The organism is Endozoicomonas sp. Mp262 (assembly GCF_025643335.1).
GTDB lineage: Bacteria > Pseudomonadota > Gammaproteobacteria > Pseudomonadales > Endozoicomonadaceae > Endonucleibacter.
The window spans coordinates 2,837,466-2,857,539 of record NZ_CP092489.1 but is presented as its reverse complement, the minus strand read 5'-3'; the positions used below and the strand labels follow the sequence as shown (position 1 = coordinate 2,857,539).

Annotated in this window: 17 protein-coding genes; 7 read left to right on the top strand and 10 right to left on the bottom strand. The window is 45.1% G+C overall.

Annotated elements, in window-relative coordinates; all coding sequences use genetic code 11:
- Window positions 1–13 precede the first annotated feature (13 nt).
- The gene (gene ispB, locus MJ595_RS12625) at window positions 14–991 is read left to right on the top strand and encodes an octaprenyl diphosphate synthase (protein ID WP_263078256.1); all 978 of its coding nucleotides are present in this window, start codon (window positions 14–16) and stop codon (window positions 989–991) included.
- Window positions 992–1,329: 338 nt separating this feature from the next.
- Window positions 1,330–1,683: a hypothetical protein gene (locus tag MJ595_RS12620; RefSeq protein WP_263078255.1), complete on the top strand. Its 354-nt coding sequence runs from the start codon at window positions 1,330–1,332 to the stop codon at window positions 1,681–1,683.
- A 290-nt stretch (window positions 1,684–1,973) separates the two neighbouring features.
- On the opposite strand, the gene MJ595_RS12615 is transcribed toward MJ595_RS12620, so the two are convergent.
- The 4 genes from MJ595_RS12615 to MJ595_RS12600 all read right to left on the bottom strand — a co-directional run bounded on the left by MJ595_RS12615 (window position 1,974) and on the right by MJ595_RS12600 (window position 8,288).
- A complete protein-coding gene (locus MJ595_RS12615) occupies window positions 1,974–2,771 on the bottom strand; it encodes a hypothetical protein (RefSeq protein WP_263078254.1) in 798 nt (265 codons plus the stop codon).
- Window positions 2,764–3,306: a hypothetical protein gene (locus MJ595_RS12610; RefSeq protein WP_263078253.1), complete on the bottom strand. Its 543-nt coding sequence runs from the start codon at window positions 3,304–3,306 to the stop codon at window positions 2,764–2,766. Before MJ595_RS12610 ends, MJ595_RS12615 begins: the two co-directional genes overlap by 8 nt.
- A 368-nt stretch (window positions 3,307–3,674) precedes the next feature.
- Window positions 3,675–4,649, bottom strand: a complete 975-nt coding sequence (locus MJ595_RS12605) for a trypsin-like serine protease (RefSeq protein WP_263078252.1) — start codon at window positions 4,647–4,649, stop codon at window positions 3,675–3,677.
- Between the two features lie 570 nt (window positions 4,650–5,219).
- Window positions 5,220–8,288, bottom strand: coding sequence for a hypothetical protein (locus MJ595_RS12600; protein WP_263078251.1), 3,069 nt, complete (start codon window positions 8,286–8,288; stop codon window positions 5,220–5,222).
- 309 nt (window positions 8,289–8,597) lie between these two features.
- Between MJ595_RS12600 and MJ595_RS12595 the strand changes: the two genes are divergently transcribed.
- The gene (locus tag MJ595_RS12595; RefSeq protein WP_263078250.1) at window positions 8,598–10,184 is read left to right on the top strand and encodes a peptide chain release factor 3; all 1,587 of its coding nucleotides are present in this window, start codon (window positions 8,598–8,600) and stop codon (window positions 10,182–10,184) included.
- A gap of 59 nt (window positions 10,185–10,243) precedes the next feature.
- On the opposite strand, the gene MJ595_RS12590 is transcribed toward MJ595_RS12595, so the two are convergent.
- Both MJ595_RS12590 and MJ595_RS12585 read right to left on the bottom strand, forming a co-directional pair.
- Window positions 10,244–11,110, bottom strand: coding sequence for a copper chaperone PCu(A)C (locus MJ595_RS12590; protein WP_263078249.1), 867 nt, complete (start codon window positions 11,108–11,110; stop codon window positions 10,244–10,246).
- Between the two features lie 85 nt (window positions 11,111–11,195).
- On the bottom strand, window positions 11,196–11,723 hold the full coding sequence (locus MJ595_RS12585; RefSeq protein ID WP_263078248.1) for a hypothetical protein: 528 nt from the start codon (window positions 11,721–11,723) through the stop codon (window positions 11,196–11,198).
- A 58-nt stretch (window positions 11,724–11,781) separates the two neighbouring features.
- Here MJ595_RS12585 and MJ595_RS12580 point away from each other — a divergent pair, with 58 nt between their 5' ends.
- Window positions 11,782–12,621 carry a TatD family hydrolase gene (locus MJ595_RS12580; RefSeq protein WP_263078247.1) on the top strand — a complete coding sequence of 280 codons (840 nt, stop codon included), beginning with the start codon at window positions 11,782–11,784 and terminating at the stop codon, window positions 12,619–12,621.
- Window positions 12,622–12,866: 245 nt separating this feature from the next.
- Here MJ595_RS12580 and MJ595_RS12575 read toward each other — a convergent pair whose 3' ends face one another.
- Window positions 12,867–13,904, bottom strand: coding sequence for a hemolysin family protein (locus MJ595_RS12575; RefSeq protein WP_263078246.1), 1,038 nt, complete (start codon window positions 13,902–13,904; stop codon window positions 12,867–12,869).
- Window positions 13,905–14,343: 439 nt separating this feature from the next.
- On the opposite strand from MJ595_RS12575, the gene MJ595_RS12570 reads away from it, so the two are divergent.
- The 3 genes from MJ595_RS12570 to MJ595_RS12560 all read left to right on the top strand — a co-directional run bounded on the left by MJ595_RS12570 (window position 14,344) and on the right by MJ595_RS12560 (window position 17,437).
- The gene (locus tag MJ595_RS12570) at window positions 14,344–15,744 is read left to right on the top strand and encodes an IS1380 family transposase (protein ID WP_263322433.1); all 1,401 of its coding nucleotides are present in this window, start codon (window positions 14,344–14,346) and stop codon (window positions 15,742–15,744) included.
- Between the two features lie 220 nt (window positions 15,745–15,964).
- Window positions 15,965–16,615, top strand: a complete 651-nt coding sequence (locus tag MJ595_RS12565; RefSeq protein ID WP_263078245.1) for a hypothetical protein — start codon at window positions 15,965–15,967, stop codon at window positions 16,613–16,615.
- Between the two features lie 171 nt (window positions 16,616–16,786).
- Window positions 16,787–17,437 carry a hypothetical protein gene (locus MJ595_RS12560; RefSeq protein ID WP_263078244.1) on the top strand — a complete coding sequence of 217 codons (651 nt, stop codon included), beginning with the start codon at window positions 16,787–16,789 and terminating at the stop codon, window positions 17,435–17,437.
- 69 nt (window positions 17,438–17,506) lie between these two features.
- Here MJ595_RS12560 and MJ595_RS12555 read toward each other — a convergent pair whose 3' ends face one another.
- The 3 genes from MJ595_RS12555 to MJ595_RS12545 all read right to left on the bottom strand — a co-directional run bounded on the left by MJ595_RS12555 (window position 17,507) and on the right by MJ595_RS12545 (window position 19,892).
- Window positions 17,507–18,160 carry an IS630 family transposase gene (locus MJ595_RS12555; protein WP_263322427.1) on the bottom strand — a complete coding sequence of 218 codons (654 nt, stop codon included), beginning with the start codon at window positions 18,158–18,160 and terminating at the stop codon, window positions 17,507–17,509.
- On the bottom strand, window positions 18,082–18,555 hold the full coding sequence (locus MJ595_RS12550) for a helix-turn-helix domain-containing protein (RefSeq protein ID WP_263078037.1): 474 nt from the start codon (window positions 18,553–18,555) through the stop codon (window positions 18,082–18,084). Before MJ595_RS12550 ends, MJ595_RS12555 begins: the two co-directional genes overlap by 79 nt.
- Before the next feature lie 287 nt (window positions 18,556–18,842).
- Entirely contained in the window at window positions 18,843–19,892 is a 1,050-nt protein-coding gene (locus tag MJ595_RS12545; RefSeq protein ID WP_263078243.1) for a phospholipase A, read from the bottom strand.
- Window positions 19,893–20,074 lie beyond the last annotated feature (182 nt).

Below are 20,074 nucleotides of genomic sequence, written 5' to 3'. Positions count from 1 at the left end.
CTTACACAGCCCTATGCCAGACAGAAAGCAACCTTCTTTTCAGGTCGTTGTACGCGAAGACTTCGAATTGGTGAACAAGTGCATTCGCGAGCAACTGCATTCTGATGTTGCCCTGGTCGACAAGATCGGGCAATACATCATTCAGTCCGGCGGCAAGCGGCTCCGCCCATTACTGGTTTTACTCACAGCACGGGCATGTGGCTACAAGGGTCATAACCACATTCCCCTGGCAGCTATTATTGAGCTGCTTCACACCGCCACCCTGCTACATGATGATGTTGTTGACCAATCGGATCTGCGCAGGGGGCGGGATACGGCAAATGCCGTATGGGGCAACGCCCCAAGCGTGCTTGTTGGCGATTTTCTGCACTCCCGGGCCTTTCAAATGATGGTAGGGCTGGAAAACCTCAGACTGCTCGACATTCTGGCCAATGCCACCAATGTCATTGCCGAGGGCGAGGTGATGCAGTTAATGAATGTTCGTGATGCGGGAGTAACCGAAGCGCACTACATGGACGTCATTCGCTGCAAAACAGCCATGCTATTTGAAGCTTCAGCCCACACAGCGGCAGTGCTATCGGGTGTCAATCAAAAAATGGAGAAAGCCCTGGCCAATTATGGCAATTATCTGGGAATGGCATTTCAATTGGTTGATGACCTGCTGGACTACAATGGTGACAGTGAGCTGATGGGTAAAAACCTGGGAGATGATCTGGCTGAAGGTAAACCAACGCTACCCCTGATCTATACCCTGAGTTATGGCAATACCGGTCAGCAGGAACTGGTTCGCCAGGCTATCCAAAAAGGGGGACTGGATAATCTGGATAAGATCATTGAGGCAGTGAGGTCCTGTGGAGCCCTCAACTATACATCAGAAAAAGCCAGACACTATTCCGCAAAAGCGATTGACTGTCTGACGCATTTGCCAGACTCCCCGCACAAACAGGCCATGATAGACCTTGCCTTATTCGCCACTGAAAGAACAAACTGACACTCACTGATGCAGATAAGCGTTAATATCCATAAAGGATTAAATACGCTGAAACCCCCATATGCATTCCCAGCAAACCGCTGGGAACGGGGTAAGACAGTTGAGATTACTAAACCGCACCACGCTAGGGGCTGTTGACGTTTGATCGTGAGTTCAGTGGCTCGTAAAGCGGTTTTCCGCAATACCCAATGGGGCACACCGGGAGGACTGGTGCAGGCATAGTTGTTTTACGTCAAGCCAGTCCAACGCAGTCGGAAAGCCGCTTTACGAGCCACCCGAAGGGCCAAAACCAGCGATTCCGTGCCGTCGTTGCAGTAGCTTGAAAGACGTGAGTCCGCGTGACCTTTAGGTTATTCCTGGGCTACTGCGAAACGTCAGCATTTTTTCATAACCTCTGCTTAATCAGGCCGCTCAGCTTCTGGGTATCCTCTGACTCTCCCGGCCTCTCTGCTAAAGTGATATTCTATGGTCTGTACTACTTTAATGAAGGACAAGTCAAAATATGGCCTTATCCCAAAGGGAATAAAGAACATACAGTAAATGTTCTGGAGCGTATCCGGTTGGATAACCCAAATCGGGATATTGGTATTATTTGGGATGGTGCTTCTGACCATAAAGCCATTATTGTACAAGAAGTAGCAAAACAGCTCAGATACCGCTACCCGCTTACAGTCCCGATTTTATGCCTGTAAAGGCTTTGTGGCGATAGCTTCGGGAAGATTTAACCTACCATTACTGTTATGGATCAAAAGATGAACTTGCCGGTGCTGTCAATCAATTTTGCCAGGAGATTAATCAAGACCCAATAGCTGTGACTGACCGTCTGTGGGTTGTCAGCAATTCCCGCAAACCAGATTCCGGCTGGCACATTTTCAGTTAATTAAAAATGATTTTATCGCGGATGAACAGAGCCAGACTGCTGCTATATCGGCAGTCGGTTTTAATGACAGGTAACACAGGTCACAGGGCTAACATCAACGCTCTATGTCGTATCGACAGTCAGCAACTTCAAGCTCACACTTCGCCCTTCAATGATAGCTGTAAATACGTCTGTCCAGTTATCAATGCAGAACCAGTCAAACAGCCCTCGTATGGCATGCCAGAATGCCTTTTTAGACTTTTTTATCTTGAGCGCTTCCTGGAAGAGCTTGCAAGACAGTTGTTCTATCTGGTTGATGAGGAAGGCCGTAAAAGTCAGGCATGCCAGATTGCTGGCCAGATGCTGCTTTCCGTGCCCGTAATTGTGTTCGAGATGGTAGCCCTGTGTTTTCAGTGTATTGAACGTTTCGTTTTCAATTTTCCATTTAGCGCGTGCTCCTCGCATGAATTTATTCACGTTCTCGGCTGAAAGCTCAATGTCCGTGACCCAGGTGTTGACGTACTTCTTGTTGCCCTCTGGATCAATTTCTATATATTCGAGAAAGTTAACCAGCACATCCGGGTGTGACTTGTTAATGGGGGCACCATTCACAAACCGGAACCAGTGCGTAAACCCTTTATCATCGGTATATTCATAGCGCACCACTTTGTCTGCACAATCCAGCTCATCGACGGCCTGGTATAACGACTCATGGGTTGAATCCTTTGCCACCATAATGAAGCTATAGCCAAAGGACTTTACCAACTTGATGGTCGGTCCATCTGAGTACAGGTCATCAAAAGTCAGAACCAGTGGCAGGTGCGGATGCTCTCTGGATAAATTCGCCAATAGCCGCTTGAGCGCTACCTTCTCACAATCATTCTTTGACGCATCAACTTGTTTGATGATGGGTTCAGGCATTAAAGGTAATACTTCTTTCTTGCCCGGCTTTACCAGACAGCAGGCCAGTAACTGATGGTAGTATTGCGGATTTTTGCTGCCTGGCTTTTACACAACACTCAGGACAACTAATCTTCCCTGAGCAAAAGTGCCCCGTACCATCGATAGGCGCAAGATACCCTTCCTCAAAATAAGTGAACTGCTTAAGCCGCCCAGATCGTTGCACAAAGGCAAACAGGCGGGTAAAGAACTTCCTTAAATAGCGTGTTTCGATAGGGTCAATCAGATCCCTCAGATAGGTATCACTGGGGACACAGCTGACATTGTACATCGACTTTAAGTTCTTGAGCCTATCTGGGTTATTGACACAATCCTGATCAAAAGCCAGTAATGAAGGGTATTTCAGGTGCATGACTGCCAGGCCACTCATGACCGCATCATGAAGGACAATTTTGTCATGTTGGCTTTTCTTGCGAAAGTCTGGAATTTGACCCGCTTCATCAGAGACTATTTTGAGCAGTTTTTCAGCAATGGTTCTTGGTTTCGTTAGCGGCACAACATGAGCATCGTTATTATTATTGTGGTGAAATTCTACCGGATAGTCTGCGATTTTAGCAAGAGGCTACCAAGCTACAGCCCTTGTTATTAAGGGCTTTAATCAAGTCTGCGGGAATTGCTGGTGGGTTGTTTCCTCACTGGATGAAGAAGTGGAAAAGTTGAGAAAAACACCCCCATCTAAACCGCGCCAGTCAAAAGGCTAGAAAACATGCGCTTTCTATGTTGGCGCGGTTTAAACAACAAGGCATGGAGAAAATGGGACACGACTATCGGACTCAGCGTAACACAAACGAATTTTAAACACTTCCATTGCTTTCAGTCTGTCATGGTAACCTGTCAGCTTTCAGCCAGTGATTGTTCATTCAATTACTTAAAATTATCTATAACATTTTCTATCCACCCTGCATATGGAGTTAAGTCTGTATACAAAGCTGACTCCCAAAGGAGTCGGTCATATTTTGATGGAGGAGGAAAACTTGAGTTAATAAATATGTGACTATAAACACCGTATAAATAATTTTTACCATATACATTTACAATTAATGGTGCTCCATGTATGAAACCACCTAACGTCTCGAATGGAGAAACAAATTTATGCCTTAGTTGATTATAACCATTTATTTCACTTTCTTTAATAGGTTTTCCTGCATCATCAAATGTTTGAAAAATGAGATTTAGGTGGCTAAGGTGAAAACCATCATTTTTCAGGTAGTGATGTACGCAGATTAAATCACTTTGATCATTTTCAAGGCTTCTCATTATTTGGTTGCAATTACTTTCATTTTTATTTTTCGGACTAACAATGGCTTCATATTCAAATGACTGTTTATAATAAGGAAAAAATTTTTCGCCTAAAACAGAAGCCTGTCCTTCCAAAAGAATATTATCTCCTGGCAATGATAAAGGTGCAATTGGTAATATCTTGAGATTAGTAATTGGTTTTTCTAACTTTAGTAATGCTATATCAGCTCCTTCCCATGGTAAATTCCGAGCATTTGGGTGTGACTCCTTTCTAACCACATTATAAAACTTAGTTTTTTTACCGGTATCTTTTGATAATACTGCAATATAGAGATTTTCAGGAAAATCCTTCTGTCTATTTTTTATACAACCACTTGATGATATAACCCAGTCAGGAGCAATCATAATACCTCTACACCAAATACTGGAAGTGCCTTGAGAGTCTAGTATTAATACCAAACTTTCAAACTTGGATGAATCCCAAGAATTAGCTGGAGGAATCGGAGCTGCAAATATTGAAAAACTGAAACTCATTCCAAAGCATATTGAAATAAATTTCAGTGAGATGATAGTGGTTATTGGTATTTTTTTACATGCCATATTCCTTCCCCTTATTTATTTGGTGTTTTTTCATTAACTATAGCCACTCTCCATAATTTTACGAAATCCTACACCCGGCTCTATTTCAGCCATATTCAACCAGTTTTTCTGCAAGCAATTCGTAGTAATTCCAGCATCCACCGAGCCTTACCTTCTGTAGTTCAGAGTAGGTCAGGGCAACAAGGTGAGCATGCTGTTCACCATCAATACTTTGGTTCAGCTTTTGCTTTTCTTCAGGACAAGTTGGATATGGGACTTTTGAGACATAATTTACTGAAAATCAGGATCATGCCTAGGGGCTGTTGATGTTTTATCGCGTGCTCAGCCAAAGCCAGCGTTTTCGTGGTTAGGCGTAGCAGCGCAGGAATGCTCATGCCTTTCAAGCTGCTGCAACGACGGCACGGAAGCGCTGGCTTTGGCCCTCCGGGTGGCTCGCGATAAAACATCAACAGCCCCTAATGAGCAGCAGCATTAACTTGTTGCCAATCAAATTGAAATAATGTACTAGCAGGCTTACTCAATACCCGAAGGGTCACAAAGCCAGTGCTCGTAATAAAACATCAGCACCCCCTAAGCAGCAGGTGCAAAAAGCCCTTTAAGCTGAGCTGGCCGTTGTTTGGCTTTTTCAAATTGCGGATGCCCCTGGTGGCGAACCTTACCCCAAACTGTGGGGCCGATACGATTCATGCCAGTGGCTACTTTATAGCCTGGCTCATTAGCATTTTGCAGCAGCAGCTCCATATTGCCGCTATTCCAGGCAAATAGCTGTGATCGTAATTGATCCTGGCGAGAAACAGGCTCCCAGGGATCAGGGACATAGCCCAATGCATCCACTTCCGCCGCCAGTCTTTTTACTGTAGCGTCTGCCTCACCGGTACGATCTTTGCCACTTTTACAGTTAAAATGAGATACAGCCCCGATTTTATAGGCCAGCAAACTAATACGGGCCACCATTTTATAGGCATCCTCCCCTTCCTGTTTATAGTCACCGGTAAGATAAAGTTCCCTGATTTGCCTCGCCAGCTGCTGAACGATTTTCTTGTCCTGATCAGAAGCATCCGGTTTTTCCATAAATGATTGGACCCACCCTCCTGGCTCCCAGGCTCCCGGCCTGTCAAAATCACCCATTAAGGTCTTAAGCGCCTTGATGTTATACTTTGGGGCTTCATCCCAGGCATGCTCCTTAAAACCGATAAAACGTTTGTCGTGATCCTTACTGCCGTAATTTGTCTCTTTCTCCCCCAGTTCTTTTAAAGACAGTAGATTTACTCCAAAATTAAAGGTAGCTGTTTCCAGACCAACCTTCACTGAATGAACGGTGCCTTCCGCATCCCGAATAGCCACCGTCCCACCAGCCTCAAGCTCCCTTTTAATCTCTTCAAGTGCTTCCACCTGCTCTTTTTGCATCTCCAGCTCATTATCTTTCAACCCTATATCAACGCCCTGTTTTACAAGTTTCTTGACAAGGGTACTGTTTCTAATAGCGTCCGTAGATAGCAAAGAGGTGGACACCAGCCTGACAGGCACAGTCTGCCCCTTTAGTGAATCAAGCCATTTTTCAGGGTGATTTTCGAATTCAAGCCTTAAGGCCGCAACCACTAACTCTGTGGCCCGTTGCCTGGCTGCCGTTTGCCTCTCTGCTTTATCAGGAACAAACATCGGTCCAGGGCCAATGGTTCCCGAGCGCAGCCCCCTAAAAAGAGGATTTCCTCCCCCTTCCCCTTCTTTTTCTCCTTTATAAAGCCCGGTTTCATTAAGGTTAACCGCATGTCTGGCCTCAGAGTTACACAGGGAAGGGACTCCCTCCCCTTCCTTATATTGCAATATACATTTTCCCGGCGTTGATTCTTTACCTGGAGATCCCGTATACAAGGATAAAGAAGATGCCGGTATTATTTGACTGGTATAAAGCCCGGTCTTATCGCCTGCCTCAATAGCCAGTTGTTTCGATATTGGCTGCCAACCCTTCTTTAAAACTTCAGCTCGTGCCTTACCTTGCCTGCTCTTGATTTTATCTTCGCTGCTGGCAACCCCTTTTTGAAATAACAGTTTTCGAATAGAGGTCACATAGTCATGGGTTCTTAAACGCCCCTTGCTCCGGGCCTCATAATCATAACCATCAATACCCTTGCCCACATAATCCAACTCTTTAACCAAATCCCCCCTTAATTTAGAAAGGCTCTTTATCCTTTCTTGGTCAGGTATTTTTTTTGCTGCCAGAGATTGAAGCTTATTATCAACCACCGTTATAGCAACTTTTAACTCATTCGCTTTTACTTTTTGCCATTTATCATGACCAAGGGGGTTATCATCACTGTTTACATCAAGCCGGGCCATAAAGCTCTTTATCTTATCCTTCTGACATTCAAGATCAGCTATCATGGCTTTATACAGAGCCTGTAACGGTTCAGGAAGCATACTTAAAGAGTGTTCCGCTTGCTTTTCAGCATCCTCTAACTCCGAGAGCAGAGACCCGGCAAGCTGGTTACACTCTTGAAATCCGGCCTCCAATGGCGAGCTACCCAGCAATGCAGCTGTGCGACCGCTGAGTTGCTCCATATTCAACATTGATTTTGAAACCCGCAAAACAGTCAGCTGACCCGTATATTCTTGAATAGCCTGGTTAACCACCTCAATGACATGATCACCGAAAACTATTCCATCCCTCCCATAGTGTTTCCTTAACACAGCTGCCGTGTCCGGTGAACATTCCTGAAAACCCGATTGATGCCTGGATGATAGATACCAGGCTGTACGATCCACTGCAAAGTCTCTATTCTTTTTCAGGTCTACAGGCTGCCAGCAAAGATGTTGACGAAGGTTATCAACTAGTCGTCTCTGCTCATGGGCAGGTAACGCTTTCCACTTTAACCCCGTTAACTGCTTAAAGGGTTTTTGTAACAGCCAGCGTTCAGGCTCAGCGTTTTCTGCCACAGGAAACCACTCATTAACCACCAACACATTCCTGCGTCTATAGGAATCAAAATGTTCAGCCTGCTGGTCTATACCCTGCTGCTCTTTTTTCCAGCCCTTTGACAGTCCACCTGAATCTTTCTCAACCTTTAAACGCTGTTCAGGCAAGTCAGCCTTTACCGGATGGTTGTACCGCCTGTCTCCCTGGATAGAACCCGGATCCGTTTTTTCATTCTCGTCAGGTTTAGCTGCAAAATCACCGGCATCTGGGAATATAGCCCCTGACACCTTATTACCCTGATTCACTTTAGCATCACCATCCCGTTGATCCTTTTGCCCAATAGCTGGTGAACCAGACTCGGTCACTGATACCCCTGAATGACTTTTGGAGGGGTAGATATTAGTTGGGCTAAAGGGTCTGATCATACGATCATAGAGGGATCTGGGGTTAAATCCCATCGCAGTGGTTGATAAACAAGGGTTCTGCATAGGCGGGTAATTAGGTATACCTCCACTATGGTAGCCATACAATGAAGGCATCGATATGCCATGAAGGAACTGAAAGGGAGGATTAAAGGCAGTGACTGACCGGTTATATATTCCTTCTCCATCCGGGAAAAGTACCCGGGAATTAATACAATTCTTTACCGGACTGCCAAAAAACTGCCCGTAGGAAGGTGCCCCCCATACAGGAAATGCACCTTGCGTAGCGAAAAAATCTGGCACACCTTCCCCTTTTTTTATAATTTTTATGCCATCAGAACCGGTTAGACAAGCACCACCACTGATCTTCCACTATTATAAGTAACCACCACCATACCCTATTACCCCCTATCTCATAAATGGGGGACAATAGATAATATTGACGGACGAAAAACCCCGGATCAAGTCAGGGAAGGTATTCAGCTTAAAAGCTATAACAAAAGTTACTATCTTGCATATGCGCTAAGGATTTGGATAGGATTGCGGCCAATTGTATTGGCTAATACATCTATAGACACATCAGCAGATGCGTAAAAATTAAGATTTTTAAAAATGTCAAACTCTTCTATAGCCCATGAAGTGGGGCTTCGACGCACTTTTGCCATCATCTCTCACCCGGATGCCGGTAAGACGACCATGACAGAAAAGCTTCTGTTATTAGGTGGTGCCATTCAGCTTGCCGGAACCGTTAAGGGGCGCAAGAGCGGGCGAATGGCAACTTCAGACTGGATGAAAATGGAGCAGGAACGGGGTATTTCCATAACAACATCGGTGATGCAATTTCCCTATCATGACCGGATTGTAAACCTGCTTGACACCCCAGGACACGAGGATTTCTCTGAAGATACCTACAGAACCCTTACAGCGGTTGATAGCTGCCTGATGGTTATTGATGGGGCAAAGGGTGTAGAAGCCCGAACCATAAAATTAATGGAGGTCTGCCGCCTTCGTGATACCCCCATATTTACCTTTATCAACAAAATGGATCGCGAGGTTCGGGAACAGATTGAGGTGCTTGATGAAATCGAGTCTGTTCTGAATATTCAGTGCGCTCCCATTACCTGGCCTATAGGTATGGGCAAAAGCTTTAAGGGCGTCTACAACCTTTACACCGATACGCTCCATATTTTCACACCTGGACAGGGTAATGTTATCCCCGATGATATTCGCATTCAGGGTATTGATTCCGCTGAAGCCCGCGAATTCCTTGGTGAACTCTATGACGATCTTCACGATGAGGTAGAACTGGTTAAAGGCGCGAGCCACCAATTTGACCTGGAGCTGTATCAGGCGGGCAAAATGACCCCGGTGTTTTTTGGCACGGCACTGGCCAACTTTGGTATCCGGGAAATGCTGGATGACTTTGTAAAATGGGCTCCCTCCCCCCTGCCTAGGGCTACTGATCATCGTACGGTGGAAGCCAGCGAAGAGAAATTCTCCGGCTTTATTTTCAAGATCCAGGCCAATATGGATCCAAAACATAGAGACCGTATTGCTTTTCTGAGAGTTTGCTCGGGCAAATATACCCGCAACATGAAAATGAAGCATGTTCGCATCGGCAAAGATGTAAAGATAGCCGATGCAGTAACCTTCCTTGCAGGTGACCGGGCTCATGTAGAAGAAGCCATCTCCGGCGATATTATCGGCCTTCATAATCATGGCACCATCCAGATAGGAGATACCTTTACCCAGGGCGAACAAGTAAAGTTCACGGGTATCCCCCACTTTGCTCCCGAGCTGTTTAAGCGGGTTCGGCTCAAAGACCCGTTAAAACTAAAACAGCTGCAAAAAGGACTTCAGCAGCTGTCTGAAGAAGGTGCTACCCAGCTATTTATGCCCATCAACAACAACGACCTTATTCTGGGTGCTGTGGGTGTGCTGCAGTTTGATGTTGTTATGCGACGACTGAAAGATGAGTATAAAGTAGAAGCCATGTACGAGCCTGTCAATGTTAATACAGCTCGATGGATCGAATGTGACGATACAAAAAAACTGGAGGAATTTAAGCGAAAGTGTGTAGAAAACCTGGCTATTGACGGCGGGGGTCACCTGACTTACCTGGCACCCACCAGGGTCAACCTTTCTTTAGCCGAGGAGCGTCACCCTGACATTGAATTCAGAACAACCCGTGAGCATTGATAACTAAACCAAGGGCTGAGCAATAGCTCAGCCCCATTTAAACCTTGAATCAATCAGTGCTAATGAGCCACAAGCTGGCCAGGAATTTTCTTCATGGCCACTGCCTTAAACTGCATCACGGAACCATCGCTGAATTTAAGCTCAAGGGGTACCTCACTTCCTTCCTTAATGGTTTCCTTTAACCCCATCAGCATAATGTGATGGCCACCCGGTTTCAGTACTGCTCTGTCACCCGGTTTAATCTCCAATGCCGGGATATGCTTCATTTTCATTGTCCCGTTTTCCATAACCGTAGTATGGAGCTCTGTTTTCCTGGCAAGGGGACTACTTGCGCTTACCAGTGACAGTACCTCTTCGCCCTGGTTATCAATAGTCATATACGCCGCAGAGGTATCCATACCCGGCATGGCTGCCCGTACGCTGATATTACTGATATCAAGAGCGTTATTGTCACTAACGGCACGTCTTTCCATCTGCACATTCTGCATGGCTTTAACCGGCATGCTAACAGCCAGCGTTTCCCCATTGGAAAAACTCAGTTTCACATCCACTTCTGTGCCCGGCTCCAATCCCTGCTTCAACCCCATCAGCATCACATGATAGCCGCCGGGCTCAAGCTTAACCGGTTTCCCGGGTGGCAAGTCCAGCCCTTTCACCTCATACATTTTAACCATGCCGTCTTTTATAGAATGACCATGCAACTCTACCCTCGCGGCAATATCTGATGAAACCGCTGCCCCCGTCAGCTCAATGGACTCTTGCTTACCATTAATCAGGGTAATATATCCGGAAGTAGCCTCGTTATTGGCTATCGACGCCCTGATATATTGATCAGAGTAACTGATTTCCCCTTTATCGGACTGTTGACAGCCTGTCACCAGCAACGTCACCGCCAGTCCAATCCCCCCCAATACTCGAGCTTTCATAACACCATACTCCTCAATAGCTCAGGCATTTAGCCTACCCTTCGACACAATGAGCAAACCACCTCAGCAGGTATAACTGCGTTAATTAAAATACGTTTTCAGGGGTTAGCCTCATGGCTGATATACCCTGGGTCATACCTGATTCCGGATGAAGCTCAAATACTACACTCCAGTTACCAGACGGTGTCGCTATAACCAGTCTGGCCTGCCAAACCATTTCAGGATCAGTGGCACAAAAAGCAATACTGCCCTTACCTGAATACCTTTGTTTTAACCCGTCAAAACCCTGTTTTCGTAATTCAAAGGGCATCAGCGCCATAGGCATATCACGACCTGAGAACTCCATAGTCACATGGTTTGCATTAATATTTTCAAGCTCCAGAGAAATATCAAGATCCTGCAAAACAGGCAAAGACTCCGGGACTATGGATAGTAAAATGCGGGCATCGCCAGCATCCAGTTGACAGCTATCACGTAAAAAACAATCCTGGACATAGCTCCGGATCACAGCATCCGGCTTTGCAGATAGGGGTAACCAACGGGGAATCATCCCCACCACTAATACTCCAACTGCTATACATATAATGGCAATATACTTATTTTGCTCAATCATCGCGAAGCATTATACGTATTTTTACAAATACAAACAAAGAGTTATACCGACAAATCTTATGAACTGCCTTTTGACCAATAATCAACCGTCTTTATTCGATAGTCACTGCCATCTGGATTTCCCAGATTTTAATCACGATAGGGGGAAGCTCCTTAAGCAATGTGGTTTATCAGGAATAAGAAGTCTATGTATACCTTCTACTCAATTTACCAACTGGCATGACGTGATAAACGTTGTTGGTCGTCAGAACCAGGAAGGGCCAGAAATCTATTATGGTTTAGGGCTGCACCCCTTTTTTATTACACACCATTGCTCATCCCATCTAGAGACACTTGAGAACCACCTTCACCGAAAAAGCCGCCATTTAGTAGCCGTTGGTGAAATAGGACTGGACTACAATACTCAGAATCTGCGGGATAAGCGTGAAAAGCAGGAGCTCTATTTTGACCGGCAGCTGGATCTGGCCAATAAACACCGTTTGCCTGTTATCATCCATGCCCGCAAGTCCCACGATGCCATTTTAAAAATATTAAGGAAGCATATGCTGGAGAAGGCTGGAATTATTCACGCTTTCTCCGGAAGTGAACAGCAGGCGAAGCAGTATATTGATATGGGCTTTAAGCTGGGATTTGGCGGTGTTCTTACCTATGAGCGAGCAAAAAAAACACGGAAGCTGGCTTCCATACTGCCATTGACCAGTATCGTTTTAGAAACCGATGCCCCGGACATGCCTCTCTCCGGGCATCAGGGAGAAAGAAACTCTCCCCTCTACCTGCCAAAGATTCTATCCTCCCTGGCATCGCTAAGGCATGAAAGCAAAGCTGAAATAGCGTGCCAAACCACCCAAAATACCGAAGCCATTTTTGGCATTTCACACCTAGGGGGCGTTCTCAATTAGTCATGAGACCAGTTCCTCACACAGGCATTCAGGCAAGGCGTACGACGCAGGGCAGGGTGGTTCCCTGTTCAAGTCGTACAACGCGGCATGAATGCCTGTGTGAGGAACCCGAAGGGCCAGCCGTGATGAGCGCCATGCCGCGTTGCTCACTGCTTATGTGGAACAACCTCACTGCGCAGTTCGCGCCTAGCCTGGCGCTCATCACGGCTGGCTGGTCACATGTCTAATTGAGAACGCCCCCTAAGTTAATGCTCGTTCGTTGGCAGGCGATGGGCCCATTTTTGCCGGGCTACCTGCTGCATATCAACAGCGATGTCACTTTCGTCGACAATTTCACGCCCCAGCAGCGTTTCAATCATATCTTCAAGAGTAACAATACCCCGGATATCTCCATATTCCGTCACCACCATCGCAATATGACTGCGCTTTTCCAGTAGCGTTGTCATTAACTTCGGCAAAGGTTCATTTTCCAATACCACAAGAATGGGACGTTTAAGCTCGGCCAGAGTCACTGGCTTTTCAGTTCTATTGTTAGCCGCCAGAATATCCATTTTCATCACAAAGCCATTGATATCATCTGGCTCGTTGCCATAAACGGGAATCCGTGAAAATGCACTATCGGCATGCTCTTTCAGATAGGTTTTCGTATCCATGGTTTGCGGCAGGGTGAAGAGTACGGATCGAGGGGTCATAATCTCAACAATTTTAAGATCCCGGAATCTCAGCATATTTTTCATCAAGTCAGATTCCTGCCCCTGAAGGGCTCCCTCTTTCTCTCCCAGGTCTGCCATCGCCCTGATTTCATCCCGCAAGTAAGGATTACTTTTATCCTTCGGTGTCAATTTACGGGTAATCAATTCTGTGATCCAGATCAGGGGCAGGAGCAGCTTCACCATAGTTCTGACACACACTGTCATAAAGGGTGCCAGCTTCTGCCACCAGGTGGCTCCTATGGTTTTCGGAATAATCTCAGAAAACAGCAGAATAAGCAGTGTCAGTACAGCGGAAAAAATACCCACCCAGGTTTCACCAAAGACTTTGGCAGCCTGTGCACCAGCACCAGCAGCCCCTGCGGTATGGGCAATGGTATTTAAGGTCAGAATGGCAGCCAGAGGCCTGTCTATATTATCGTGGAGTTCCCGAATTTTACCGGCCCACTGACTGCCTTTTTGTTCAAGGCTTACCACATAGGCTGGTGAAAGGCTAAGCAGAACAGCTTCAAAGACAGAACATAGGAAGGATACCGCCAGGGCAACAAATACATACGCGAACAGCGTAATCATGCGGACTACTTACCTCAACTTGTCATTTGTAAGGGCGGTTGGAACCAGGTTCAGAAAGAACTGCAGAGAAAAATGCACTGGACTTGGGCAGGCCAGAGCCTTAGGTAAAGCTTCCACGAACGGAGTAAGACCTCATAGATTTCAGACAAGCTTCACTATATCGCTGAACAGCGATTAAGCCAAGAATTTTCTACGTTAGAAACACGCAATGGCAAGTATTCATAACTACATAGTTATGGAAACAATCACAAAATTCCAGAAAAATTGTTGAAGATAAGATTAAAGCAAAAAAAAACAAAAATATTTAAAGAACAAATATAAAAAAACAAGCAGGAGGCTTAGCCCGGATATTTCATAAATAAAGGCAAGTTCCGTCCAATCTGTTGGTACGATTGGATTGACAAAAAAATGCTTCGGAAAAAGCAAACCGGAACTTGCCATGACCCAATCTACACAAGAGCAGCTTCGCTTTCATCCTTCAAATGGTAAAACTATCCGTGCGGACTTCAATGGTGGAGAGTTATCTTCAGATTTTGGGGCTCTGCTGTTACGGGAAACCATATTGCATAGCGGACTTATTTCCAGACTGACCCAGGCCATTGATGACAAGCGTCACCCATCCTACATTGACCACTCTCTGCAAAACCTCCTGGTTCAGCGAATTTTGCAAATGGCTTGCGGTTATGAGGATGCCAACGACAGCAACCGCCTCCGTAAAGACCCCATGTTAAAGCTGGCTACCGGACGAAACCCTTTGGATGATGATAACCACCTGGCTTCATCTCCCACCTACACACGGCTCGGGAAGTCCATGCGGCGCAAAGATATCTATCAAATGGCTGAAGCATTTGTGCATCATTTTATCGCCAGTTATGACTTGCCACCTATGGCTATCGTGATCGATCTTGATCACACACCGGCCATTACCCACGGATCGCAGCAAATGAATTTGTTTAATGCCAAATATCAGGACTACTGTTATCTGCCTTTGCTGATTTTTGAAGGTCTCAGTGGCAAGCTGATTACTGCCATCCTCCGTCCAGGCAAAACGCCAACAGGCAGGGAAAATGCCGCTATTATCAAGCGTGTCATCAAGCTTATCCGTAAACGGTGGCCAAAAACCCATTTGCTGGTGCGCGGGGATAGCCACTTTGCTCAACCTGAGTTAATGCATGTTGTTCAGGCTAATACTCATGCTGATTATGTGCTGGGTAAAGGTGCCGGTCACAAGACGGCCTTACGCCCTAAAGCCAAAGAGTTGCTAGATGAGGCTCGTCGAGCTTTCAAGGTTAAAACAGCCTTAGCCAAGTTGAACGATATGCCTGAGCCAGAACGACTCAGGCTGTACGGTGAGGCCGAGTATCAGGCTAAAAGCTGGAAAGGGCTCGATACCCGGATAATCTATAAGGCAGAGGTTAACGAGAAAGGCGACAATCCCCGCTTTATTGTCACCTCAATCAAAGAGGCTTCCCCAGAGGTGATTTATGAGGATCTGTACTGCCCAAGAGGGCAGGATGAGAATTTCATTAAGCACCTGAAAAGTGATCTGTCCGGTGACAGACTGTCAGACCAGACCTTTCTGGCCAATCACTTGAGACTGTTTTATGCCTGTGCGGCTTACGTTCTGCATTACGAGCTGAGAACCAAGGCTTTGAAAGGAACGGAACTGGAGAAAGCCCAGCCATCAACGGTAATCACAAAACTCTGCAAAGTAGCGGTTAAGGTGGTTGAGTACAAGGATCGGATCAAACTGCACCTACCCAGCAGCTGCCCATTCAAGAAGCTTTTGCAGCATGTAACAGAGATATTTTATCAAATGCCGTTGCCTCGGCCTGGGTAGCAGCCTCCACAACGCTTAGCCCGCCTAAATAATAACCAGATGAGAGACGTTTGGAGTATTCATTCGGCCTAAAAAAGCAGAATTGATCGTTAAATGTTCAGATTGGTGTAGTCGGAGCCTGAAGACCTTTAGTCACAGAGTGATAAAACAGCAGCCCCCACAGAAAAGTCAAAATTGAATGGACAGCCTGCTGCTTTATGAAATATCCGGGTTAGTTACTATGAAAATATCAACGACTCCAGTAGGAGTACCCGTTTCAGAAACAGCGTCATCTGAAAAACAGCTAAAACCCATTTCCCAGTTTGCTGGAAAAAAACAATCTATCAATACTATTCAATTACCCAGTTATCTTAAATGCAAAAACGGTTCAACTGGCAGTTATAATAACCCGGCAAGTCTGTCTAACAGAACCCTCTCCCACCAAGGAGGGACATTTACAGTGGCTTTCGGAAGCACTGTTATGAATCACAAAAACAAACTTACACCCACAAACAGCAATATTCGACTGGATGAAACGCACCGCCGACCACAGAACCCTCAAGCCACCGGTGAGAAAAAACATTACGCTTTCGGACGCAGGAGTGACGGCAACGGCTTTACCTCTACCAGCACCAGTGCTTACAAACCAAAAGCCAGGAAGCTGAAAGCAAGAACCACTAAGATACCGCCTTCTCCTGTGAAGACCGCATTTGGCAGCACACCTAAACCACAGGATATTGTGTATGTTAACCAAAATGCCACTTTAGCTGAAATATCCTCGAAGGTGGCTAGCAATCCAAGAAGTATAGGCGTGAAGCGTAAGCATGAACACAATCTTGAAGACTTGGAACACAGTTTCAAAAAACTAAGGCTGGCAAACAAAAATGGATAGCAACTATCTCAATAATTACGGTAGTTACTATCCATCCATTGCCATAAGTGCTAACCAGAATGTTAGCGCTTCTGATCAATAGTACAGATTGTCTCTATTTCAGTGAACTTTGCCGCTTAATAGAGATCATAATTAAATAATACACTTAAATAAATACAGGAGGCAGTTATTATGTTTAACCCTCATATCCCACAAGATATTTCAGCTCTCCAGACATTGTTCTCCTATGCAGATTATGCTGAAAAAACCTATAACCATATCAAAACATTTTTTGGTGGCCTTTTCAGAAAAGTAAAGGTAGTTGAACCTGGACAGGTAAATCAACAACCACTTCTTTCTACCGTATCAGAAACAGCCGCTCCCACAAAAAGTGTAAAGGAACAGCGAACTGTTACTGTAAAGACAGAAGTGCCCAATAAAATGAATCAAAAGTTTGGTTATAAGGAAGGTGCAAAATACACACCTCAACATACCAGCCAGGGTTCATCAAAAATTCCGGTATCAACAAAGCGTTCAGCCCCTAAAGCTGACTTAACACCGGCTAGCAGTTACGGTTCGCTTGCAGACAGCAAAAAAACCAGCACCTCAACTGAATCCCTTGCATCCGTAGCCTCTTCAACAGCATCAAAAGGAAGCCGACGCTCTTCTGTGGATTCCGGGATATCCATCAGCTCAACAGGCCAGGGAAAGAAGAAAGGTTATAATATTGCTTTCGGAACAAAGGTTCCAACCAATGAACAGAGAATCATCCAGGGCAAAGATAAAACCACAGCTGAAGTCACATTCAATTATGACTACAGAGCAAAGGCCATCAAAAAATAAGTCTTCAACAATGCTAAACCGCGCCCAGTTAGCGAATCGTAAGTAGTGTATAGATTGCTTTCGAATAATTTAACCATCCAGTCGGACAGTATTAGAAAATGAGATCATATACTCCTCTCCAAATGAAAAAAGCACCCGTTCAACTTCTTTTTCAAATTCCGCAAAGCTCTTGATTGACAAGAGGTTGAGCCATTCATACTTTATTTTCCTCCACAGGATTTCAATCAGGTTGAGCTCAGGTGAATATGTTGGCAGAAAGCAGACCAGCAATTTCTTTTCAATCATCCAGTCATCAATTCTGGCACAAAACTTTTTGCTGGTGTGAATGCTGGCATTATCCACCATAACTACCGTGTAACGATCATTTGAGCTGTATTTTTCATCTGCCATTTTCTCTGCAAAGTCATCAAAGGCCGCAATCACCGTATCGCTATTCACTGAACCCACAACAGGATAATGAAATAGCTCACAGCTTCGGTTCATAAACCCCAGTACGTTGATGCGTTTACTTTTGACTGATGGTATTCTGAGCTGCTTTCCTTTTTCCTGCCAACCGTATGGCACACAAGGTTCCTGGGTAAAGCCGGACTCATCAAAATAAAATAAATTGATTAACCCTTTGCTCTCGGCTTCCTGGGCATCTTTCAGAGCAGTTTTACAGTCATGGAATTGCTCTTCGTCCCGTTTATGTTTGCATGATTTACGGAGTCTTTTGTAAACCAGCCCTGCTTTTTTACAATGTTTGCCAGAGTAATTTTTGATGAAGATTTACCGGTTTCATCCTCGATCTTGGATTTGACATACGATAAGCGACGAGGCTCTTCAGCCACTAATTCTTTTATGCGTTGCACTTCGGATTCGTCATATATGCACGGCCTACCGCCACCATGCCCCTTGTACAAGGCACGAATACCATATTCTTCCCAATCATCAATCCACTGAGAAGCAGTTTGATATCTAATTTCAAGTATTTCGGCAATTTGCTCAAGGGTAAAGCCACGATTGCTCAATAAAAGGCTATGGGCTCTTTCCCTTATACATCTCAGAGGTCCGTAGTGTTTGGCGAATTTCAAAGTTAATAAAACAGCTTCATCAGTGATTGTAGTGACGTACTTCATAGGGAGAGGGATTTAAAGACCAGTACTCTCTTTATAATAGAGTAAATGTATCATTCAATAGCTATCTGATCGTTAGATCAAGAAGTAGATTTCTCGTACTGGCCGAACATCCAGTTTATTTGAAACCAAACTATGACCTACTTAATTTGATAGAGCTGTGATGGGCGCGCTTTAGTAATCGCTTCGCTTAATGAACAAGTCAGGAGTATCCGGTTTTCAAACGAGTTTTGGTTTAGCTATAAAAGGGCTACCATGCGTTTATATGGCAGCCCTTGACTTCTAAGAAACTACAACCAGTCAGTTAACATTACCCCAACACTTAACCGATTAACACTGTCATTATAATCAATCAGGCTTTCGCCATAGCCATTAAAATACTGCACATAACCTTTAAACCGTTTATTAATCGGGAATGACCAGTCCAGCTGGACTGCACCTTTATTTTCATATCTCAAATTATTTCGCAGCATAATTGCAAAATTATAGCTATTTATTTGATAGCCAAGCCTCAGCTCGCCATATCCCATATATTGATCAATATCCGGATTATCATCACCCTGTGGATCACCATCAAATTTTTTGTCCTTTTCCGGAATTCGCCACCAGGGCTTGAAGCTCATATAAAAGTTTTCTTGTTGCAGAATAAAATTGGCATAAACCCGGTTCCAGCTGCGAGACAGACTTCCTCCACGGCCATTGGACTGGTGGTTAATGCCGGTGGTTATCGCTCTCAGGTTCAGCCCCATCACCTCATATTGAACAGGAAAAACCAAAAAGGCCTCTGGTTCATGATTCGTTTCCCTGAAAGGGGATGAATGACTGTTATAGGCCTGCCACCAGGAGGTGTTGGTATAAGCCACATACAAATCCCCATAACCGTTGAAGACACCATAAAATACCGGTGCTTTTACACTCAGCTGAAATTTGATTTCCGTTGAGGAGAAATTATCAGCGGCCGCTTGTTCGCCGGCTCGTTCAAAAGGCTCATAATTTGGGCTGGCATTATAGGATACGGGCAGGATGTAGTTAGGGCGGTGGGGTGTTATAACAAATGGGCTATCCCTGGTGGTTTCTTCCTGAACTGCCCGATTAGCGAGAACATCAGCTTCTTCCAAAGTATCTTCAGGTTGACTGTCTTCCCTTAACTTTTGCTGACAGGCTGCCCGGATTTCAGACAAGGTAAGCGATTCATCTGCAAACCGAGCCTGCCTCATAAGGCACTGCTCGTACGTTTCTGCCCTAAGGTCAGAGGCTATAAAAAAACACGGTAACACAGCAAGAAACAGCTGTTTACTGCAAATAATCTGACTAATATCCGTTTTTTTTAAAACTGTCATAGATAAGGTGCTCTCACTGGGTTCTCTTTCTTAATATTGTACGTTTCGAGAGTCAGTTCACCATATAGCTCATAAGGAGATACTTCAAGACAGGCAATAGCAAATTAACATAATGAATGATTAAGACGGGTTTTCACTGTCAGCCTTTTTTGCAGGCAACGAAACAAACAGGCAGGATAAAC

Excerpts from the sequence above, each read along its gene's own strand:
- ispB (WP_263078256.1), top strand. The coding sequence starts at position 14 with ATGCCAGACAGAAAGCAACCTTCTTTTCAGGTCGTTGTACGCGAAGAC.
- MJ595_RS12615 (WP_263078254.1), bottom strand. The coding sequence starts at position 2,771 with ATGCCTGAACCCATCATCAAACAAGTTGATGCGTCAAAGAATGATTGT.
- MJ595_RS12605 (WP_263078252.1), bottom strand. The coding sequence starts at position 4,649 with ATGGCATGTAAAAAAATACCAATAACCACTATCATCTCACTGAAATTT.
- MJ595_RS12595 (WP_263078250.1), top strand. The coding sequence starts at position 8,598 with ATGTCAAACTCTTCTATAGCCCATGAAGTGGGGCTTCGACGCACTTTT.
- MJ595_RS12590 (WP_263078249.1), bottom strand. The coding sequence starts at position 11,110 with ATGAAAGCTCGAGTATTGGGGGGGATTGGACTGGCGGTGACGTTGCTG.
- MJ595_RS12585 (WP_263078248.1), bottom strand. The coding sequence starts at position 11,723 with ATGATTGAGCAAAATAAGTATATTGCCATTATATGTATAGCAGTTGGA.
- MJ595_RS12580 (WP_263078247.1), top strand. The coding sequence starts at position 11,782 with ATGAACTGCCTTTTGACCAATAATCAACCGTCTTTATTCGATAGTCAC.
- MJ595_RS12575 (WP_263078246.1), bottom strand. The coding sequence starts at position 13,904 with ATGATTACGCTGTTCGCGTATGTATTTGTTGCCCTGGCGGTATCCTTC.
- MJ595_RS12570 (WP_263322433.1), top strand. The coding sequence starts at position 14,344 with ATGACCCAATCTACACAAGAGCAGCTTCGCTTTCATCCTTCAAATGGT.
- MJ595_RS12565 (WP_263078245.1), top strand. The coding sequence starts at position 15,965 with ATGAAAATATCAACGACTCCAGTAGGAGTACCCGTTTCAGAAACAGCG.
- MJ595_RS12560 (WP_263078244.1), top strand. The coding sequence starts at position 16,787 with ATGTTTAACCCTCATATCCCACAAGATATTTCAGCTCTCCAGACATTG.
- MJ595_RS12550 (WP_263078037.1), bottom strand. The coding sequence starts at position 18,555 with ATGAAGTACGTCACTACAATCACTGATGAAGCTGTTTTATTAACTTTG.
- MJ595_RS12545 (WP_263078243.1), bottom strand. The coding sequence starts at position 19,892 with ATGACAGTTTTAAAAAAAACGGATATTAGTCAGATTATTTGCAGTAAA.